Consider the following 20,633-nt stretch of genomic DNA (forward strand, 5'->3'; position numbering starts at 1 on the left):
AGAGTGAAGCTCCACGACAATGGTCGACAGGGAAAACCGTGAGGACTGGAGGCGCGAGCGTTCGCTGCTGGCGCTCGGCCAGGCCATGCGCGGTGAGGATGACCCGTCGCTCGTCTCGATAGGGGACCGGGCGGATTCGTCATGGCGTGAGGATGCCGCCGAGCGCCACCGTCTGGCCCGCTCACGGCGCGAGGCCCGCGCGGAGCCGTCTTCGGCCGCCGGGACAGATCGGACTTTGCCTGAGAGTGAGCCTGAGGCGGCCTCGCGGCGGGACGCCTGGCGCGGGCAGGCGGACGTCGATATCGGCGATCCGCCGCCGGCCATGCCGCGCGAAAGCGCTGCCCGTGATGAAGAGGCCTCCGCCGGCGCTCGCGTCGCTGAAACGCCGGCAGCGTACACTGATGGCGAGGCAAGATCGTCTTTCCCCGGTCGCGACGATGACCAGCAGTGGAAGCCATTGATCGACCCGATGCAGGTGGTGCGCGGGGTCGCCAGGTCGAAGCTGCTCATCATCACCACGACGCTGATCGGCGCCGGGCTCGGCATTGCCATCGCGCTGTCGACGCCGAAGAAATATGAATCGATGACCGAATTGGTCGTCGATCCGCGCGACCTGAAACTTTCGGACCGTGATCTCACCCAGATGGCGGTTGTTCCTGACGCGACACTTGTCAACGTCGAGAACCAGATCAGATTGCTGACCTCGGGCACGGTGCTGGGCAAGGTCGTCAACAAGCTCAATCTCGCCGACGACCCGGAGTTCAATGGCGAAGGCACGGGCGGCCTGGGCGTCATGTCACTGATCCGCTCGATCCTGTTGCGCCATGACGGACCGGGCGGTGGCGATGAATCGCGTCGCCTTTCGCTTGCCGTCGGCAACCTGGCCGAAAGGCTTTCGGTCGAGCGCGCGGGCAAGACCTCCACGATCGTGATCGGCGTGACCACGCAGAACGCACAGAAATCGGCGCTCATCGCAGAAACGATGACGGATGTCTTTCTGCAGACATCGGGTGAATTTCAATCCCTCACCGCCGGCCGGGCCAACAACGAATTGACGGCGAAACTCGAAGAGATGCGCAAAAGCGTCGAGACGGCCGAGCGCAAGGTCGAGGATTTCAGAGCCACGCACGACCTTGTCGATGCGCAGGGCCACCTGATCAGCGATGATCAGATGCTCAAGGTCAACGAGCAACTGTCCGTTGCTCGTGCCCGTACTGCGGAGCTGAACGCCCGCGCTGCCTCCGCCCGCTCGATCAATGTCAATTCGGTGCTCGGCGGTACGTTGCCGGAAGAAATCAATTCCAACACAATGAGCGATCTGCGCGCGCAATATGCCACGCTCAAGCAGGAGGCTGATCGCGCGGCGGTTCGGCTGGGTCCGCGTCATCCCGAACTCCAGGCGCTCAACGCGCAGCTTGCCGGGGCGCGAGATCGCATCGCCACCGAACTCAGCCGCATTGCCTCGTCACTGCAGGTTGACCTGAAGCGCTCGATCCAGGTCCAGCAGGACCTTGCGTCCCAACTGGCGCAGATGAAGGTCCGTAGCGGTGACGTCAACAGCGACCTCGTCTCGATGCGCGAACTGGAGCGTGACGCCGCAGCCAAGCGTTCCGTCTATGAACAATATCTGTTGCGCGCCAAGGAGATTGGCGAGCAGAAGGGTATCAACACCGCCAATATGACCGTCATCTCGCCGCCCTCCGTTCCGCTCGAGCCGAACGGTCCGTCGCGGGTCGTGATGGCGCTTGCCGGCCTGCTCCTGGGCTTTGCCTCCGGTGTCGGCCTCGGCGCCATGCGCGGCGCCTATGAGAGCCTGCGTGAGACCGCGACATCGCGGTCGCGCCGCGACCGCAAGGCGCCTTTCGAGGGCCAGGCCTTCAGGGCGCCGCCGCCCGCGCCACCGATGCCGGCAACGCCAGTGCCGCCGGCGCCGCCCCCCGCGCCTCCGCCTCCCGCGCCGCCGCCTATGGAGGCCGAAGCGATCCCGGTCGAGCGCCCCGGAAGAGTAGCCGGACTGATGGCCCGAATGTACGAGGCGCTCTGGCGCAGGCCGTCGATCGAGGCGGACGACGACGTTTCCAGCGCGTTCCCCGAATTCGCCGCAAGCACGCATCCGGCGGATGCAGGCACTGCGGGCGCTTCTCCGCAGGGATCCGGTTTCACGCCTCGGCCAGAGATGCCGGAATATCCCCGTCCGCCTTTCCCGCCCGCCTTCGATGCCCATTATCAGGGAGCGATGGGCCTGCCCTCACGGTCGCCCCTGATGCCGCAGCCGATCTATCCGGCTCCGCCGCCCTATCCCCCGCAACAGGCTGGCTATCCCCAGGTACAGCCTTGGCAGGCGCCGTCGCCGGCCGCTTACCCCTACGCACAGCCATCCTATGACGGGCATGTGCCATACCCATCGCAGCCTGTTGCGCCGCAGCAGCAGGCGTACCCTGACCGGCCGATGGCGCAGCCCGTTCCTCCCATCGAAGAGAACGTCGAACAGGCGCCGATCGAGGAAATCCGCGCCAGCCTGCGCGAGTTTCGCGAGGCGGTCCGCGAACTCACCGAGAGCCGTGCGCGCCGCCGCTACTTCTGAGCCATCAAATACGTCGTCGAGGCCGAACAAAACCATTATGGTTTTCGCGTAAACGGCATGGAACGGCGTTCTGACGGGATTGCGTGCTGGAATTTTCGTGACAATGCCGCGCTGCATGCTGCCGGGGTGGCTGCTTTGTCTTTGCAGACAACGGCATAGGCAAAAAACGGTGTTGAGGATGGTCCATGGCCGAAGTGATTGACGGAAAAAGCGTTGCTGAAGACGTGGTGCGGACGGTCAAGGCACTGACCGCCGAACTGGTTGCCAAGGGCAAAGCCAAGCCCGGCCTGGCCGTTGTCATCGTCGGCGAGGATCCGGCGAGCCAGGTCTATGTCGCCTCCAAATCCCGGACCGCAAAGGAATGCGGCTTTCATTCGGTCCAGCACACGCTGCCGGCGGAAACTTCCGAGCAGGCCTTGCTGAAGATCATCGCCGACCTCAACGCCGATCCTGCCATCAACGGCATCCTGGTGCAGCTGCCGCTGCCCGGCCATATCGATGCCGGCAAGATCATCCAGGCCATCGCGCCGGAAAAGGATGTCGACGGCTTCCACTTCATCAATGTCGGCAAGCTCGGCACCGGCGAACTCGACACCGCCTTCGTGCCTTGCACGCCGGCCGGCTCGATGCTCCTGATCGAGCGCGCGCGCGGCAAGGACCTGTCCGGACTTGCGGTGGTCGTTGTCGGACGCTCCAATATCGTCGGCAAGCCGATAGCCAACCTTTTGCTAGCTGCCAACTGCACCGTCACCATCGCCCACAGCCGTACGAAGGACCTGCCGGCGCTGGCCCGCACGGCCGACATTCTTGTCGCCGCCGTCGGCCGGCCGGAAATGATCAAGGGCGATTGGGTCAAGCCCGGCGCCACCGTCATCGATGTCGGGATCAATCGCATTCCGGCGCCCGAGAAGGGTGAGGGCAAGTTCCGCCTCGTTGGCGATGTCGCCTATGCCGAGGCGGCCAAGGTCGCGGGCGCCATCACGCCGGTGCCTGGCGGTGTCGGGCCCATGACCATTGCCATGCTGATGGCCAATACGTTAGCTTCGGCCTACCTTGCGGCCGGATTGAAACGGCCCTCTTTCTGAGAGCGCCAGCTTTGCCGAACACCTCTGTTTCCCAGGAACGGCCGGTCACCAATGATCCCGTTCAGGGCGGGCGGCAGTTCGCCTTCCTGCTGGTCGACAAGTTTTCCATGTTCTCGCTGGCCGCCGCGATCGACACGTTCCGGTCCGCGAACCGCCTGCTGGGCCGCGATTTCTACGGCTGGACCACGGTATCGGCCGACGGCGACCCGGTGATGGCGTCCAACGGCCTGCCGTTGAAGATCGACTACAGTGTCGCAGACCTGCCGCCGGTCGACATTCTTTTCGTGTCGGTTGGCCTTACCACGGAATTTCCCGGCAAGAGCAAGGTTCTGGCGGCGCTGCGCAGCTGGGGGCGGCGCGGCAACGCGCTCGGTGCCCTGTCTGTCGGGTCATACCTTTTGGCCGAGGCCGGACAGCTCGACGGCTATCGCTGCACCATCCACTGGGAAAACCGCGCCGGTTTCATGGAGCGTTTCCCCGATATCAACTGCACCGGCAATGTCTTCGAGATCGATCGCAAGCGCTACACCTGCGCCGGCGGCACCACATCGATCGACCTGATGCTGGAGATCGTGCGTGGCGACTTCGGCTCGAACCTCGCCAATGGCGTCGCCAACCAGTTCCAGCACGAGCGCATCCGCTCGGCCGGCGATCGCCAGCGCGTCGGGCCCGAGCGCGACCTGACCGGCAAGTCGGAAAAGCTCAGGCGCATCGTCGAACTGATGGCCGACCATCTCGACGAGCCGCTCTCGGCGGTGCAGCTTGCCAAGTCGGCCGGTCTCTCGGTCCGCCAGGTGGAGCGCCTGTTCCTGCGCCACCTCAACGTCACGCCGGGCCGCTACTACATGCGGCTGCGGCTAGAGCGGGCGCGCGAACTGCTGCGGCAGACCAACATGCCGATCCTCGACGTGGCGATCGCGACCGGCTTCACCTCGCATTCCTATTTTGCCCAGAGCTACCGGCTGCAGTTCGGCCGCCCGCCTTCCGAAGAACGCCGCACCACCTACTGACCAACTTCGAGGGCAGTCCGCCTTTGCCGGCCCGTTTTTCCGCGGGCCCCTTTTTCGCCGGCCCCCCCCTTTTTCGCTGGGTTGAAAACCCCGGCAGGCCAAGCGATGCTTCCCGCCGGCATTGGCCGTCGGTGGCATCGGAGCTCTGTTGTCGATGGCGATGCTAGCGCGGCCTGGTGTTGGAGGGCACCAGGCGAATACGGGCAGATACGGGCGTTAGGGGACAAGTGGGACAGGCCTTGGCAAGCAAACGCGACCGCCGTCTTCGCGACTGGAAGGAAATCGCCGCGTTCTTCGGGCGCGACGAACGCACGGTGCGCCGTTGGGAACAACAGCGGGGGCTGCCGGTGCATCGGATTTCCGGCGGCGCCAGGAGCCTGGTCTTCGCCTATACCGACGAGCTCGAGGCGTGGCTGCGCGGCGGAGAGCCGGCGCAACAGGACGAGGCCGCCCCGCCGCCGGCCGAACTCGTTGCAGCGCCACCGGCCATGCCCGAAACGGTCGCTATGGCCGCGGCCCCGAAGTCGGTGGGATCGCGGCGGGTGCTGGTCTTCGGGGCGATTGCCATGCTGCTGGCGGCGCTGGCTGGCGCCCTCGTCACGCGTGATGTGGTCGCGCCGCCGCAGCGCATGATCTACCGGCCTGAGTCCCGGGTCCAGGACCTCTATCTGGATGCCGTCTATCATCTGGGCACAAGGCAGGCAGACGGCTTCACCCACGCGATCCAACTGCTGACCGAGGCCACGACCCTCGACCCGCACTATGCCGATGCCTACGTCAAGCTGGCCGAAGCCTACAACACCATCAGCCAGTTCACGCTGATGCCGGCGAACGAGGCCTATCCGCGCGCAGTCGCTGCCGCCGAACGGGCGATCACGCTCGATCCCGACAATGCCGGGGCCTATGCAGCCCTTGCCTTCACCACCTTCTACTGGACGAAGGACTTTCCCAGATCGCGGGAGCTGTTCGAGCGGGCCATCCGTCTCGACCCGAACGCGGCGCAGACACACCACTGGTATGCTTTGACATTGATGGTGTCGGGCGAGGTCGGTACGCCATTGGCCGAGATCAGCAGGGCGCAGGAGCTCAATCCGGAATCACGCGCTATCGTCGCCAACAAGGCGTTGATCCTGTTCTATGCCGGGCGCGTCGACGACGCCGTGATGATCCTCCAGCAACTGGCCAAGGCCGAGCCGAATTTGCGGTCTCCACCGGAGTATCTGGCTACCATCTATCTCGATCAGGGCCGCTTCACCGATTTCCTGCGCGAGTACCGGCGTGCCGCCGAGATCGCCAACAATGCTGCCCGCCTGGCCATTGCCGACGCCGCCGAGAAAGGTCTGCGCGAGGCCGGAGGCGAGGGCTTGCTGTCGGCCATGTATGCCGAGCAGATCCGCCAGTTCGAAAGGAACCTGGAGCCGGCCTACAAGGTGGCCGGCACGGCGGCCATGCTGGGGCGCAAGGACGAGGCCATCGGCTACATCCAGGAAGCGGTGCGGCGCAAGGAGGAGGACATGCTCGGTATCCGCATCGAGCCTCCGTTCAGGGCGTTGTGGTCCGACGCCCGCTATCGCGCCATCGTCGAACAGCAAGGTTTCAGGCCTGTCCAGGTGCCTGGCGCCTGAACGAGATCGCTACACGCTGGGCTTGTATCCCGGCGCGACGTCAAATAGCTTCCCGCTGCGGATGAGGGGGCTAACTCAGGAGATTTCGATGGCGGTACTGTCACGGAGCGTTGCTGCGGCGATCCTCCTGTTTTTCATGACGTCGGTCGGCTTCGCCGCCAACCGCGTCATCATCATTCTCGACGCTTCCGGCTCGATGTGGGCGCAGATCGACGGCAAGCCAAAGCTCGAAATCGCCCGCGAATCGCTCAGGACCGTTCTGCAGTCGGTGCCTGCCGACGACGAAGTCGGCTTCATGGCCTATGGCCATCGAGAAAAGGGCAGTTGCCAGGACATCCAGCTGATCGTACCGCCCCAGTCAGGTTCCGCCAGCGCCATCACCGCTGCCGCCGACAGTTTGAAATTCCTCGGCAAGACGCCGCTGACGGCGGCCGTCAAGCAGGCGGCGGAAGCGCTGAAATACACGGAGGACAAGGCGACGGTCGTCCTCATCACCGACGGGCTCGAGACCTGCGGTGGTGACCCCTGCGCGCTCGGCAAGGAACTGAAAGCCGCGGGCGTCGACTTCACTGCCGATGTCGTCGGCTTCGGCCTCACCGCCGATGAGGGCAAGCAGATCGCGTGCCTCGCCGAAAACACCGGCGGCAAATACATCCAGGCTTCGGACGAGAAGGCCTTGCAGGAAGCGTTGGTTGAAACCGTCGCCGCGCCGGCGCCGGCTCCCGCGCCAGCCCCGGCCCCCGAACCGGCCCCGGCTCCCGCACCCAAGGCCGCCGAGGTCGACTACAATCTCATCCCGCAAGCGTTCCTGAAGGAGGGCGGCGAGGCGCCGAAGACCGACGTCTATTATGAAATCTTCAAGGACGATGCCCAGGGAACGGGCGGCAAGAACGTCGATTACGGCTATAACGCCGTCAAGTTCCACCTCGCCGCCGGCAATTACATCGTCGTCGCCAGCAGCGGTGCGGCCAAGGCCGAGCAGAAGGTCTCGCTGACGGCCGAAAAAGCCACGGAGATAGCGCTGAACCTCAACGCCGCGGAACTTTCCATTCACGCACGGCCGTCGCCAGGCGCCGATGTCGACCGCAATGCCCAGATCAGCATCGCCTATCCCGGCGGCACCTCGGATGCGAACTACGGCGAGGTCAAGTTCGTCGTTCCGGCCGGCGAGACCAAGGTCACCGTGAAGCTGGGGGCCGGCGAATCGAGCGAGACCTTGCAGCTTGCCGCCGGCCAGGTCGTCGACAAGGACATGATCGTCGGGGTCGGCAAGGCCAAGGCCAACGCCTTCTATACCCAGGGCGGCGAGAAGGCCGAAACCGATGTGAGCTGGAAGGTCTACAAGGCGGCCAAGAAACTCGACGGCACCCGTGATCAGGTCACCTACGCCTACGGTGCCGACAGCCAGTTCGACCTGCCCCCGGGCGACTATGTGATGGGGGTCGATGTGCAGGCGGTTTCCACCGAACAGCCGTTCAGCGTCACGGTCGGCCAGATGACCGATGTCAATGTGACGCTGAATGCCGGTGTCCTGGCCGTGGATGCGCCGGGCGCCGATGGCTTCAAGATCTATGAGGCCAAGAAGAATATCCAGGGCGAGCGCAAGCAGGTGACCTACGCCTATGGAGAGAAGATGCAGACTACGCTGGCGGCGGGCGACTACGTGCTCGTCACCAACTTCACCACCGACAAGGCCGACAAGGAGACGCCGTTCACGGTCAAGGCCGGCGAGCGCAACGAGCTGAAGGTCGAGTAAATCCAGGTCCAGCAACGCAAAAAGGGCGCCCGATGGCGCCCTTTTTTGTTGGAAGATATCATCAGAGGTCAGGCGGTTCCGAATGCGCTGGCGCCGTGATCGGCACGGCCCACCAGCTGGCGCAGCCCGGCGAACAACTCGCGGCCGAAGCCGAACTCGTTACCGATGAGGTCGGCGTCGGCGGTGCGGCGCAACGCGAATTCCGCCGCAGGCACCAGCACTTCCAGCGTGCCGGCATCGGCGTCCAGCCGGATGACGTCGCCATCGTGGATCCTGGCGATCGGTCCTTCCTCGACCGCTTCCGGCGTCACATGGATCGCCGCCGGCACCTTGCCGGAGGCGCCCGACATGCGCCCGTCGGTAACCAGCGCCACGCGCTGGCCGCGGTCCTGCAGGATGCCGAGCACGGTGGTCAGCTTGTGCAGTTCCGGCATGCCGTTGGCCTTGGGACCCTGGAAGCGGATGACGGCGATGAAGTCGCCGGTCAGCGTTCCCGCCTTGAAGGCGTCGTTCAGGCCCTGCTGGCTGTCGAAGACCCTGGCGGGTGCTTCGATGATGCGCCGTTCCGGCTTGACGGCCGAGGTCTTGATGACGGCATGGCCAAGATTGCCTGCCAGGACCTTCAGGCCTCCGGTTGGCTGGAACGCCTTTTTGAATGGCGCCAGCACCTTCTCGTCGCCGCTCGCGCGCGGCGAGGCCTCGCGCATCACGTTGCCATCTTCGCCGAGCCTGGCCTCGACCGCATAGGAACGCAGGCCTTCGCCCCACACCGTCTGGACGTCGTCATGCAGGACACCCTCGTCGAGCAGTTCGCGGATGAGGAAACCGAGCCCGCCGGCGGCATGGAAATGGTTCACGTCGGCAAGGCCGTTCGGATAGACGCGTGCCAGCAACGGCACGGCTTCCGAAAGATCTGAAATATCCTGCCAGGTAAGGGTTATGCCGGCCGCCGCCGCCATGGCGATCAGATGGATGGTGTGGTTGGTCGAGCCGCCGGTGGCATGCAGGCCAACAACGCCGTTGACGAAGGAGCGCTCGTCGATCATCCGCCCGACCGGCGTATAGGCGTTGCCGAGCGCGGTGATGGCCAGTGCCCGCTTCGTCGCCTCGCGAGTCAAGGCGTCGCGCAACGGCGTGCCGGGATTGACGAAGGATGCGCCAGGCGTGTGCAGGCCCATGATCTCCATCAGCATCTGGTTGGAGTTCGCGGTGCCGTAGAAGGTGCAGGTGCCCGGCCCGTGATAGGATCTGGACTCCGCCTCCAGGAGCTCGGCGCGGCCCACCTTGCCCTCCGCATAGAGCTGGCGGACTTTGGCCTTCTCGTCGTTGGCGAGGCCCGTGGTCATCGGACCGGCCGGAATGAACACCGCCGGCAGATGGCCGAACGTCAGCGCTGCGATGACCAGGCCGGGCACGATCTTGTCGCAGACGCCGAGATAGACGGCGGCGTCGAACATGTTGTGCGACAGGCCGATGGCCGCCGCCATGGCGATCACATCGCGCGAAAACAGCGAAAGCTCCATGCCGGGCTGGCCTTGCGTGACGCCATCGCACATGGCGGGTACGCCCCCGGCCACCTGGGCGATGCCGCCGGCCTCGCGCGCGGCTTCCTTGATCAGGGCGGGATAGGTCTCGAACGGCTGATGCGCCGACAGCATGTCGTTATAGGAGGTGATGATGCCGAGATTGGCGACCTTGTCGGCGCCGAGCGCCAGCTTCTCGGACGGGCTGCAGACGGCAAAGCCATGGGCGAGGTTGCCGCAGCCCAGCACCGACCGGTTGGCAACCTGGCTCGATGCGCCGGCGATACGGCCGAGATAGGCTTCGCGGCCTGCCTTCGAGCGTTGGCGGATGCGCTGCGTTATGGCTTCGATATCGCGTCTTGCGGTCATGGCATCAGGTCCTTTCAGGCGAGGTCCCGGAAACATCCTCCCGCCGTTGCCGGGACCACGGTAAAGTTGAGATCAGGGCGCCCAGAAAACCTCTACGGCTCGGGGAGCGGCGTCGAGCACGGCGCGGATCGGCTTTTGCGGCCCGGGCGCGACCGCGCCGTCAAAGGCGGTTCGCTTGTCCTCGCCTTCTATGTGCAGCGCGATGAAGCCGGCATGGATGATGCGCGCCAGCGATAGGGTCAGCCGCGGCTCGCCGGCGCTTGCCGCATGAACCGGCAGGATGATCCTGTCCGAGGCCGGATCGAGCAGTCGCGGCAGGTCGTCGGCATCGGGAAAGAAGGAGGCGGTGTGGCCGTCCGGGCCCATGCCGAGCACCACGACGTCGAGCGGCCAGGGCAGCGACCGCAGCGCCGCATCGTCGGATGTCGCCGCATCCTCGATGCCGCCAGCGGTCTCATGGTACAGTGGCACGAAGCGCGCCGCCTTGGCCGCGTTCTGCAACAGATTGGCAGCCACAAGCCCGGCATTGGAGCGGGGCGAGGAAGCCGGCACGAAACGTTCGTCGACCAGTGTCACGATCACCTTGTTCCAGGCGATGGGGAGCGCGGAGAGTGCGGCGAAGAACTTGGCCGGCGTGGTGCCGCCGGAGACGGCCAGCAACGCCGTGCCGCGCTCAGCGATCGCCTTGGTCAGGCGCTCGGCGACGCGGCCTGCCAGGGCCGCCGCCAGCGCCGGCCGGTCGGGGAAGGCGTTCCAGTCGTAGCTGGCGCTGCTCAATTGCTCTCGTGCCATGTCCGTCCGTCGCGTTCGATCAGCGCTATCGAGGCCGAAGGCCCCCAGGTGCCCGCCGTGTAGCCTTGCGCTTCCTGCTTGGCGGCTTCCCAGGCGTTCTGGATCGGGTCGATCCACTTCCAGGCGGCCTCGACCTCGTCGCGGCGCATGAACAGCGTCTGGTTGCCGCGGATGACGTCCATGATCAGCCGCTCATAAGCGTCCGGCGCGCGGCCATCGAAGGACTGCGCGAAGCTCATGTCGAGCGAGATCTGGCGCAGCCGCATGCCGCCGGGGCCGGGATCCTTGATCATGATGAACTGCTTGACGCCTTCGTCGGGCTGCAGCCGGATAACGAGCTGGTTGGCGAAGATCGGTCCGGCGCTGTCACCGAAGATCGAGTGCGGGATCGGCTTGAACTCGATGACGATTTCCGAAACCCGGGTCGCGAGCCGCTTGCCGGTCCTGAGATAGAACGGAACGCCGGCCCAGCGCCAGGTGCCGATCTCGGCCTTGATGGCGATGAAGGTCTCGGTGTTGCTGTCCTTGCCGAGTTCCTCGACATAGCCCTTCACCGGGCCGCCGGCCGACGCACCGGCACGATATTGACCGCGCACGGTGTGTTTGGGGGCTTCGTTGCCGTTGATGCGCTTCAGCGCCCGCAGCACCTTCAGCTTCTCGTCGCGTACGGCGTCGGCGTCCATCGACGAGGGCGCCTCCATGGCAACCAGGCACAGGAGCTGCAGCATGTGGTTCTGCACCATGTCGCGCAGCGCGCCGGCCTTGTCGTAATAGGTGACGCGGTCTTCCAGGCCGACCGTCTCGGCGACGGTGATCTGCACGTGGTCGATATGGGCGGAGTTCCAAAGCGGCTCATAAAGCGCGTTGGCGAAGCGCAGCGCCATCAGGTTCTGCACCGTCTCCTTGCCCAGATAGTGGTCGATACGGAAGATCTGGCTTTCATGGAAGTCGTCGCCGACCAGGTCGTTGAGCGACTGCGCGGAGGCAAGGTCGCGGCCGATCGGCTTTTCCAGCACGATCCGCGAATTCGGCGTGATCAGATCGTGTTCCTTGAGCTTGTGCGAGATGTCGCCGAAAAGCGCCGGCGCCACGGCGAGATAGAAGGCGCGGATGCGGTCGCTCTCGCCGATCGCCTTCTTCAGCTTGTCGAAACCGGCGCCGCTGGTCGCATCGGCCGAGACATAGGAGAGCCGGGCGAGGAACGTCTTCAGCTCCTTGGCGTCAATATCGGCCGGCTTGACGTGGTCCGAAATCGCCTGCTTGGCGAAGGCCTGGAATTCCTCGTCGCTCATCTTCGAGCGCGACGTGCCGATGATGCGCGTCGGCTCGGAGAATTGATGGTCGCGCTGGCGGTAGTAGAGCGACGGGAGGAGCTTGCGTTCCGAAAGGTCGCCGGTGCCGCCGAAAATGATGAAGTCGAAAGGATCGACGGGGATGATCTGGCTGGTCATGGTCTGTCCGCTCTGACGCCGGTCACGAGTACGCGGCTGATATATTCTAATCGATTTAAATTTTCCAGTGCCATGGTGTCACATCGAGGACCAATCTCTGGCTGAAGCCTGGGTCCACGCGCGCGCTTGACACTGTCGCCGGCCGGAGGCTTGTCGGTGACGAGAGACTCCGGAAGCTTTCGCAGCCGCAGCATAGAACGCGAATGTGACGAAAGCTAAGGGAGAAATCGGCACGCCATTCGAGGAGCGGGAATCATGCGTCTGGAAAACAAGGTAGCCGTCATCACCGGCGCGGCATCGGGCTTTGGCGAAGGCATGGCCAGACGCTTCGCCGAGGAGGGCGCGCGGGTGGTCGTGGCCGATCTCAACGCCAAGGGCGCGGAGCGCGTTGCCGATGAAATAGGCAAGGCCGCGATCTGGACGCAGACCGATGTTTCCCTGCGCTCCGAATTCGACGAGATGATCTATGCCGCCAAAAGCGCCTTCGGCCGCATCGACATCATGGTCAACAATGCCGGATTCACCCACCGCAACGGCGACATGCTCAAGGTTGACGAGGAAACCTTCGACCTCATCACAGCCGTCAACATGAAGGCGATCTATCACGCCGCCCTCGCGGTCGTGCCGATCATGGACCGGCAGGGCGGTGGCGTCATCCTGACCACGGCATCGACCGCCGGTCTCCGGCCTCGGCCCGGTCTCACCTGGTACAACGCCTCCAAGGGTTGGGCGATCACCGCCACCAAGTCGATGGCGGTGGAACTCGCGCCGAAGAACATACGCGTCAACTGCCTTTGCCCGGTCGCGGGCGAGACCGGCATGCTGGAGAAATTCATGGGTGCCGACACGCCTGAAATCCGGGACCAATTCCGCGCTTCCATCCCACTCGGCCGGCTGTCGACACCGCTCGATATCGCCAATGCGGCGCTCTGGCTGGCCTCGGATGAAGCCGCCTTCATCACCGGCGTGGCGTTGGAGGTCGATGGCGGGCGTTGCATCTGAGCCGTGCCTGAGACAATGCTGATGTGACCGAGAGGCGCAAGTCGACAGGGTATTTGCAATGGCAGGCGTGGGAGCGAAGCTGCGGAAGATTCGCCAAACCGCGAGGCGCCGGTTATGGATCTCCCGCGCCAGGCAAGCGCGCGCGCAAAGTAAGGCGACTTTCATTGGCGTGACCGGGAGCTCCGGCAAATCGACTTGCGTCACTCTTCTGGCGCATTTGCTGGCAGCGCAAGCATCCGTCCACACCCAGGTGTTCACCAATTCCATCGACGCGCTTGTCTTCTCGCTGCGCAAACGTATCAAAGGCGGCAAGTTCGACTATGTCGTCTCCGAGGTCGGGGCGCGTGGCGAGGGCTCGATAGAGCCGATGGCCAAGCTGCTGCGACCCCATGTTGCCGTGGTCACCATGGTTCGGCTGGAGCATTTCAGCAGTTTCAGGACACTCGAGAACGTGGCGCAGGAAAAGCGCGCCCTCGTCTACGCGTTGCCCGCCAACGGGCTCGCCATTCTCAATGCGGACGACCCACATGTGAAGACCATGGCGGTGGGAGCCAGGTGCCGCGTCGTGACGTTCGGCATGTCTGATGACGCCGACTATCGCATCAGCGATGTGCGCGCCGGCTACCCCGATGCCCTGACATTCAAGATGCACTGGAAACGGAACAGCCTTCAGTTGAAGGCCCCGTTTCCCGCCGGCTATTTCTGGTTGCCGCTGGCCGCGGCAGCGGCCACGGCGCTCGAACTCGGCGTCCCGCCCGAGATCGTGGCTTCGCGGCTGGCCACATTCCTGCCTCGTCAAAACAGATGCGAACTTTTCGTCACCGGTGCCGGCCCGGAATTCATCATCGATACGGTAAAGGCGCCCTGGCACTCGATCGACCTGGCGATCGACATGATGTCGAAAGCTGTTGCCCCGCGAAAGCGCATCGTCCTCGGACAGATTTCGGACTATGCGGGTTCAAACCGCAAATACGCTAGAGCCTATAAATCGGCGCGGGAGGCTGCCGACCAGGTTATCTATGTTGGCGACAATGCCCATCGTTCCAGAGCCGGCGAGGACGATCGCAAGAGTGGCCGCTTCCAGGAGATCAGAAGCGTGCAGGACGTCTCCGATTTCATCAAGCGGACGGCCTTGCCGGGCGAACTCATACTGCTCAAGAGTTCGGCCAACCTTCACCTGGAGAGGGTTGCCTTGTCCTGGGCCCATGATGTCCGTTGCTGGGAAAGCGCGTGTGGCAAGGAACAGGGATGCCGTGCTTGCGGATTGTACGAGGTGCCCTTCGAGCAGCACAACGACTACATCCTCAGGCGAAGGCGCGCCAGGGTCTGGCGGTTTCTCCATCGGCTCGTGGGCGGCCGTCCATCGTCCTGATCCTGCAAGGCAGGAATCCGGTCCAATCCTGCATTCGGATGAAATGCGTCAGGCGCCGGGCTTGATGTAGCTCTTGTAGATCCAGCCGGTCTTGCCGTTGTAGACGATCTGGCACCATTGCTTGCAGCTCATCACCTGCACCGAGGTTCTGGCGGGCACGGTGCCGATCGCCGCCGCCCCCTTCTTCGGTCCGCTGCGCATCGTCACGGCTCTGAGGATACGTCCTGTGCCGACCGCTGCCACCTTGTGGGATTTGGCCTTCGGCTTGCCGCCATCATCCTCGGCGGCGGGCTGCTGGTCGGGTGTCTGCGGCTGTACCTCGGGGATGGCGGCGGTTGGTGCGCCATCGGGGTTGCCGCCCGCCGCCGGAGCCGCGACCTTGGCAAGTTCGTCCGTCGCATCGGTGTCGGCCGCTGGTTGCGTGAAAGCCGCCGCTTCCGCCGGTTTGTCCTGTGGCTGCTCGGCCTGGGCGACCCCTTGGACTGATGAAGCCGAAGCAGCAGTCGGCTTGGCCTGTGATCCGGTCCAGCGAGGATCATTGGCGGCCAGCGCCGGAATGGCGGCTTTGGCGACCGCCATGGTCGGCGTGACCTTGCTGGACTTGCGCTCGACCTGAGGTGCGGCTGCGGCGGCCGCTGTCGTCCCCGAGGAAGAAATCTTCGTCGTCTTCACCGGAATGGTTGGAATGCTCTGTTCCGTGCTGGCTGCGGCCTGCCGCTCATTGGTCGGCAACGCCAGCCATAGCGCCACTCCGGCCACGCCGAGCAACGCGGCTGTGCCGACCGCGGCGATCACCAGGTGCGAGTTCGACCGCACTTCCTGCCAGAAAGACGGGCGCATGTCATAGCCGAACTGCATGGCAAAGCGCCGACGTTCCGGAGCACCGAAACTGAAGGGCTCTATCACTCTAGCCACCTCCATAAGCGGGCCGATGTTCTTTCGATCGTGCCGGTCTTGCGGCATGTGATCGGCATCGGTCCCGAAAATCAACGCGGGTGGGCCCGCAAACAAATCCCCGACCAATCGCCCAGATGCGGACCTTTCGCCCGCGATTGTGGCATCACTACGCCATTATAAGGGATTCTGCGCCTTTACAGGCATTTTCGCAACGGATCGGCTGGGCAATAAATGTTACACGAATATTACAATATTACATTTATCCGTGATCGCATGAGAGCGCTGATACCGGTCAAAGCGCGCCCTGTCGGGACGAATTCATGCCCAGCGTTCCTGCCCTTTGTCGTCCCCAACCGAGATCGAGTTCAGCCGACAAGATCTAAGTCCCCGATGACTTATATCCTGTCGCGAAGCGCGAACCAGTTGAGGGCCAGGAACAGCAGCGGCGTGCGGAATCGCCGGCCGCCGGGGAACGGCGGGATTTTCAGCGCCTCGATCAGTTTCAGCCGGTCACGGTTTCCCGCGACGGTCTCGGCATAGAGCTTGCCGAAGTAGTTCGAAAGCATGACGCCATGGCCGGAATAGCCGCCGGCCGAGATCACATTCGGCATGACTTCGCGCACGAACGGCTTTCTCGGCACCGTGATGCCGACATAACCGCCCCAGCCATGGGTGATCTCGACATCCCTGAGGTCGGGATAGAGCTCCACGATCTGGCGGCGGATGTGAATGTGGATGTCCTTGGGGTCGTTGACGCCATAGACTTCGCGTCCGCCGAACAGCAGCCGGCCGTCTATGGACTTGCGGAAGTAGCGCACGACGAAGCGGGAATCGTCGACCGCCTCACCGCCCGGCAGCACTTTCGAAGCCGCTCCCAGCGGCACCGTCGCGCCGATGAAGGAGCCGATCGGCATGATGTGCGCCGCGCTTACCGGCTCGAGCCTTCCACCATAGGCATTGACGGCGATCAGGCACTTCTGCGCCGTCACCGTGCCCCTGGGCGTGGAAACCTTCACCTTGCCGCCATGGGAGACGATGCCGGTCGATGGTGTCCCTTCGAAAAGCTGAGCACCGGCCTGCGCCGCCACCCGCGCCGTGCCGATCACCAGCTTCATGGGATGGATGTGCCCGGTGCCGGTGTCCCGCGTGCCGCCGAAATAGGCTGTCGAGCCCAGCCGTTCCGCGGTCTCCTTCGCATCCATGAAGGAGATGTGCGGATAGGAGAAGCGGTTGGCCATGATCTCGGCATGGGCTTTGTAGTCGTCGACATAGCGCTGCTTGTGCGCGACCGAAAGCTGGCCCGGGGCGTAGTCGATGTCGATCTGATTGGCGGCGGCGAAATCAAGCAGGTGGGCTTTGGCTTCCTCCGCCATGTCAAAAAGCGCCCTGGCACGCGACAGGCCGTATTCGGTTTCAAGATCCTCCGCCCAGGCACGCTGCCCCGTGCCAAGCTGTCCCCCGTTGCGGCCCGAAGCGCCATCGCCGAAGCGGTAGGATTCGAGCAGCACGACATTGGTCCCTGCCTTGGCGAGATGCGTTGCCGCCGACAGGCCAGTGAAGCCGCCGCCTATGATGACGACGTCGCACGTGCGGTCGCCGTCCAGCGCCGGATATTCAGGGCGGGAGCCGGCGCTGTCCTCGTACCAGGATCGGCCGGGGGAGATTGGGGATTGGTAGGGCATGGTATGGTGGAGGCTCGATGTTCGAAGTGCGGTGCGGCCAATAGCGAGTAGGAAGTAGTGAGCAGGCGAGTGGCGAATCTGCTCACTACTGCCTACTCACTACTCACTCAATTATCAGACGTTGAGCAGCAGATACTCCCGCTCCCACGGGCTGATCACTTCCATGAAGGTCTCGAATTCCGCCCTTTTGATCGCCGCATAGGTCGCGGCGAAGGATTTGCCCAGGAGCGCGCCGAGTTCCTCGTCGCCCTCGAAGAGATCGACGGCCTCGAGCAGGCTGCGCGGCAAATCGATCTCGTCGGCATTCGCGGTCGTCAGCACCGGCGGCTCGGCCTTGATCTTGTTGGTGATGCCGATCAGCCCGCAGGCGAGCGACGCCGCAAGCGCCAGGTAAGGATTGGCATCCGAGGAAGGAATGCGGTTTTCGACGCGCCGCGCCGCCGGGTCGGAGCGTGGAACACGGAACGCCGTGGTGCGGTTGTCATAGCCCCATTTGTTGTTGACGGGCGCCGAGGCGGCCTGCGTCAACCGGCGATATGAGTTCACATAGGGCGCGAACATAACCAGCGCGTTCGGCACATGCTTCTGCATGCCGCCGATGAAATGGAAGAAGTCCTCGGTCTCCGAACCGTCCTCGGCCGAGAAGATGTTCTTGCCCGTCTTCTTGTCGATGATCGACTGATGGATATGCATGGCGGACCCAGGCTGACCCTGGATCGGCTTGGCCATGAAGGTCGCGTAGATCTCGTGTTTCAGCGCCGCCTCTCGAATGGTGCGCTTGAACATGAATACCTGGTCGGCAAGCTCGATCGGATTGCCGTGGCGCAGGTTGATCTCGAGCTGGCCCGCGCCTTCCTCGTGGATCAGCGTGTCGATCTCCAGGCCCTGACGTTCAGAGAAATGATAGATGTCGTCGATCAGCTCATCGAATTCGTTGACGCCGGCGATCGAATAGCCGGCTCCGCCGCCGATGGCACGGCCCGACCGGCCGACGGGTGGCGTCAGCGGATAGTCCGGATCCGGGTTCTTGCGCACGAGGTAGAACTCGATCTCGGGCGCCACGACAGGCTTCAGCCCGCGCTTGTCGTAGGCGGCAAGCACGCGCTTCAGCACGTTGCGCGGTGTGAACTCGACCGAGCGGCCATCCTGATGCACGAGATCGCAGATCACGGCGGCCGTCGGGTCTTCTTCCCAAGGCACCACGGTCAGCGTCGAAAGATCCGGCATCAGCTTGAGGTCGCCGTCGTCCTCGGGATAGTGGAAACCGTTGCCGTCCTCGGGATAGCCGCCTGATATCGTCGTCATGAAGACGGCCGAAGGCAGCGCCAGCGAGGTGTTGGAGGTGAATTTCTTCGACGGCATCATCTTGCCGCGCGCCACGCCTGCCTGGTCGGGCGTGATGCATTCGATGTCCTCGATGCCGCGCCATTCCAGCCAGGCGCTGACTTCCTTCCAATCTTTGACACCACGTTGGTTTTTGACGAAGGCAGGCGTGCGGACGCGTCCTCCGCGGCTCGACGGACGGACTTCCTTTTTTGCAGGCGGCATCATTCACCAGATGGAGTTTCAGATTTCCCAGTATAGCCGTGCCCCGCGATGGAAGGGAAGGGGAGCCGACCACGGCATTTGCCGCGAGGTTGAAAATCGCGCCCCGCTCAGCTTAGGTTCGGCTTGTCCTTTTTCGGGAAGCCGGCGATGCGAACCAGCAGTGAACTGACCACGATCGGCTTCGACGCCGACGACACACTTTGGCAGAACGAACAGTTCTTCCGCATGACGGAGAAGCGCTTCGCGGCAATGCTTGCCGACCATGGCGAGGAGAAACAGATTTCGGCGCGATTGCTCGAGGCTGAGCGGCGCAACCTTGCCGTCTATGGTTTCGGCATCAAGGGGTTCACGCTCTCGATGATCGAGACGGCGATAGAAGTCACCGACGGGCGCGTGCCCGCGTCGGTGATATCGCGGATTCTCGATGCCGGCCGCGAGATGCTGAGCCATCCGGTCGAACCCTTGCCGCACGCGCGTGAGACGGTGGAGAAACTCGCCGGCCTCTTCCGCCTCGTGCTGATCACCAAGGGCGACCTCTTCGATCAGGAGCGTAAATTGGCGGCATCCGGCCTCGGCGAGCTGTTCGACGCGGTCGAGATCGTGAGCGACAAGAATGCCGCGACCTATGCGCGTCTTTTCAGCCGCCACGGCGACGGTCCGGCAAAAAGCATGATGGTCGGCAATTCGTTGAAGTCCGACGTGGTGCCGGCAATCGAAGCCGGTGGCTGGGGCGTCCATGTGCCGCACGAACTGACCTGGGTGCTCGAGCATGTCGAGGCGCCGGTCACCGAGCCCAGGTTTCGCCAGATCTCCGATCTCGGGCAATTGCCCGAGCTGGTGCTAGGCATCGCGAGCGGGGGTTGACCGCGACCTCCGCTTATCCGCTTTCTCCCGATTTCGACTGGAAGCCCTGTTTCCTGAAATTGCGCCAGAGCCGGGTGATTTCGGGTCAGATCGAAATCTGAATCATGCCCTAGCGGCGGACCAGGCGGTCGATCACCGGCTGCAGGCGCTCGGGCGTAATCGGCTTGGCCACCACCACGTCGACGACGCTCGACAGGCCAAGGCTCTCCGGCGTGCCAGTCTTGGTTGAAAGCAGGATCACGGGCGGCAGCGATTTTCCTGAAGTCCGGCGCAGTGTTTCGATGCCGGGCATGAGATTGTCGCAGTCCCTGTTGTCGGGGCCGCCGTCCAGCACGATTGCCCCGGGGACCAGCGACCGCAAGGTTCTCGCCGCCATGTCGGGAGATTCCGAGATTGGCCTTAGTCCTGAACGCTCTACGATCTTCGATACCACCACGCGGTTGATCGGCGATTTCCCCACGACAAGCACGTGCGAGGGATCATGGATCGTCTCGGTGCTTGAACTCCGGATCCCCAGATTCAGATGGTTCGCGGTCTCGCCTTCACGGCTCACAGGGCACCCAAGTCGGACAAGAAAGTTCGCCCCTATTTCAATGCAGAGTTGAATCTGGCGCCAATTGGCGTGAGATCGCAGCCCATGTCAAGTTGAAATAAAAAATCCTCCGATATACCTGCCGCGACAGTGGATGCAAGCAACAGTACTGTACTGCTCTGTCCACGGTTCGGTTGCATGAAAATAAAATTCACCTGCGCAGATGTCTGCGCAGGTGAAGGGTACGGCTGCGACGATTTCGGGTCAGCCGTGGCTCTGCTGGGTGACGATCACCGGGATCAGAAGGTCGCCCCAGTTGCCGTCGCCGCCATGGTGTCTGGCCGAACGCACCAGCTCGACCGAGACGCCCGCCTCGACCGCCTTCATCACCGACTGGTTGAGCCGGTGCAGGTCGTTGGCCAGCATGCGGATCGTCGCCTGCTGGTCGACGCTCATCGCGCTCGACTGTTCTTCTGCCCGTTCCTTGACGCGGCTTATCGATGCCATTGGTCTTCTCCTGTGTCTGCGGCCCTGTTGGGCG

At 63.7% G+C, this 20,633-nt stretch carries 16 protein-coding genes; 8 read left to right on the forward strand and 8 right to left on the reverse strand.

The window, feature by feature from the left end; all coding sequences use genetic code 11:
* The first annotated feature begins 19 nt into the window (after nucleotides 1-19).
* From FFS37_RS03785 to FFS37_RS03805, 5 genes are all read left to right on the forward strand, one after another.
* Nucleotides 20-2,584 carry a GumC family protein gene (locus FFS37_RS03785; protein WP_137929580.1) on the forward strand — a complete coding sequence of 855 codons (2,565 nt, stop codon included), beginning with the start codon at nucleotides 20-22 and terminating at the stop codon, nucleotides 2,582-2,584.
* A gap of 185 nt (nucleotides 2,585-2,769) precedes the next feature.
* The gene (gene folD / locus FFS37_RS03790) at nucleotides 2,770-3,669 is read left to right on the forward strand and encodes a bifunctional methylenetetrahydrofolate dehydrogenase/methenyltetrahydrofolate cyclohydrolase FolD (RefSeq protein ID WP_137929581.1); all 900 of its coding nucleotides are present in this window, start codon (nucleotides 2,770-2,772) and stop codon (nucleotides 3,667-3,669) included.
* A gap of 11 nt (nucleotides 3,670-3,680) precedes the next feature.
* Entirely contained in the window at nucleotides 3,681-4,679 is a 999-nt protein-coding gene (locus tag FFS37_RS03795) for a GlxA family transcriptional regulator (RefSeq protein ID WP_137929582.1), read from the forward strand.
* A gap of 239 nt (nucleotides 4,680-4,918) precedes the next feature.
* Nucleotides 4,919-6,304: a tetratricopeptide repeat protein gene (locus FFS37_RS03800; protein ID WP_137929583.1), complete on the forward strand. Its 1,386-nt coding sequence runs from the start codon at nucleotides 4,919-4,921 to the stop codon at nucleotides 6,302-6,304.
* Between the two features lie 88 nt (nucleotides 6,305-6,392).
* On the forward strand, nucleotides 6,393-8,060 hold the full coding sequence (locus FFS37_RS03805; RefSeq protein ID WP_137929584.1) for a vWA domain-containing protein: 1,668 nt from the start codon (nucleotides 6,393-6,395) through the stop codon (nucleotides 8,058-8,060).
* Between the two features lie 68 nt (nucleotides 8,061-8,128).
* Here the strand turns inward: FFS37_RS03805 and edd are convergent, their stop codons facing one another.
* The 3 genes from edd to zwf form a co-directional block, all read right to left on the reverse strand.
* Nucleotides 8,129-9,952, reverse strand: coding sequence for a phosphogluconate dehydratase (edd, locus tag FFS37_RS03810; protein WP_137929585.1), 1,824 nt, complete (start codon nucleotides 9,950-9,952; stop codon nucleotides 8,129-8,131).
* A gap of 72 nt (nucleotides 9,953-10,024) precedes the next feature.
* Nucleotides 10,025-10,744: a 6-phosphogluconolactonase gene (gene pgl, locus FFS37_RS03815; RefSeq protein WP_137929586.1), complete on the reverse strand. Its 720-nt coding sequence runs from the start codon at nucleotides 10,742-10,744 to the stop codon at nucleotides 10,025-10,027.
* Nucleotides 10,726-12,195, reverse strand: coding sequence for a glucose-6-phosphate dehydrogenase (gene zwf / locus FFS37_RS03820; protein ID WP_137929587.1), 1,470 nt, complete (start codon nucleotides 12,193-12,195; stop codon nucleotides 10,726-10,728). Before zwf ends, pgl begins: the two co-directional genes overlap by 19 nt.
* A gap of 255 nt (nucleotides 12,196-12,450) precedes the next feature.
* Here zwf and FFS37_RS03825 point away from each other — a divergent pair, with 255 nt between their 5' ends.
* Both FFS37_RS03825 and FFS37_RS03830 read left to right on the forward strand, forming a co-directional pair.
* Complete coding sequence (locus FFS37_RS03825; RefSeq protein ID WP_137929588.1) at nucleotides 12,451-13,197, forward strand: SDR family oxidoreductase; 747 nt, start codon at nucleotides 12,451-12,453, stop codon at nucleotides 13,195-13,197.
* A 169-nt stretch (nucleotides 13,198-13,366) separates the two neighbouring features.
* Complete coding sequence (locus FFS37_RS03830) at nucleotides 13,367-14,569, forward strand: Mur ligase family protein (protein ID WP_232375558.1); 1,203 nt, start codon at nucleotides 13,367-13,369, stop codon at nucleotides 14,567-14,569.
* A 48-nt stretch (nucleotides 14,570-14,617) separates the two neighbouring features.
* Here the strand turns inward: FFS37_RS03830 and FFS37_RS03835 are convergent, their stop codons facing one another.
* The 3 genes from FFS37_RS03835 to FFS37_RS03845 form a co-directional block, all read right to left on the reverse strand.
* Nucleotides 14,618-15,475: an SH3 domain-containing protein gene (locus FFS37_RS03835; RefSeq protein ID WP_232375559.1), complete on the reverse strand. Its 858-nt coding sequence runs from the start codon at nucleotides 15,473-15,475 to the stop codon at nucleotides 14,618-14,620.
* A 386-nt stretch (nucleotides 15,476-15,861) separates the two neighbouring features.
* Complete coding sequence (locus tag FFS37_RS03840; RefSeq protein ID WP_137929590.1) at nucleotides 15,862-17,148, reverse strand: NAD(P)/FAD-dependent oxidoreductase; 1,287 nt, start codon at nucleotides 17,146-17,148, stop codon at nucleotides 15,862-15,864.
* 114 nt (nucleotides 17,149-17,262) lie between these two features.
* Complete coding sequence (locus FFS37_RS03845; RefSeq protein WP_171026150.1) at nucleotides 17,263-18,699, reverse strand: glutamine synthetase family protein; 1,437 nt, start codon at nucleotides 18,697-18,699, stop codon at nucleotides 17,263-17,265.
* A 144-nt stretch (nucleotides 18,700-18,843) separates the two neighbouring features.
* Here FFS37_RS03845 and FFS37_RS03850 point away from each other — a divergent pair, with 144 nt between their 5' ends.
* Nucleotides 18,844-19,560 carry an HAD family hydrolase gene (locus FFS37_RS03850; protein WP_137929592.1) on the forward strand — a complete coding sequence of 239 codons (717 nt, stop codon included), beginning with the start codon at nucleotides 18,844-18,846 and terminating at the stop codon, nucleotides 19,558-19,560.
* A gap of 109 nt (nucleotides 19,561-19,669) precedes the next feature.
* On the opposite strand, the gene FFS37_RS03855 is transcribed toward FFS37_RS03850, so the two are convergent.
* Together FFS37_RS03855 and FFS37_RS03860 are read right to left on the reverse strand one after the other, a co-directional pair.
* Complete coding sequence (locus tag FFS37_RS03855) at nucleotides 19,670-20,083, reverse strand: response regulator (protein WP_232375573.1); 414 nt, start codon at nucleotides 20,081-20,083, stop codon at nucleotides 19,670-19,672.
* Nucleotides 20,084-20,356: 273 nt separating this feature from the next.
* Nucleotides 20,357-20,599, reverse strand: coding sequence for an SMc00767 family acetate metabolism repressor (locus FFS37_RS03860; protein WP_137929594.1), 243 nt, complete (start codon nucleotides 20,597-20,599; stop codon nucleotides 20,357-20,359).
* Between the last annotated feature and the right edge of the window lie 34 nt (nucleotides 20,600-20,633).

Source organism: Mesorhizobium comanense (assembly GCF_005503535.1).
GTDB lineage: Bacteria > Pseudomonadota > Alphaproteobacteria > Rhizobiales > Rhizobiaceae > Mesorhizobium > Mesorhizobium comanense.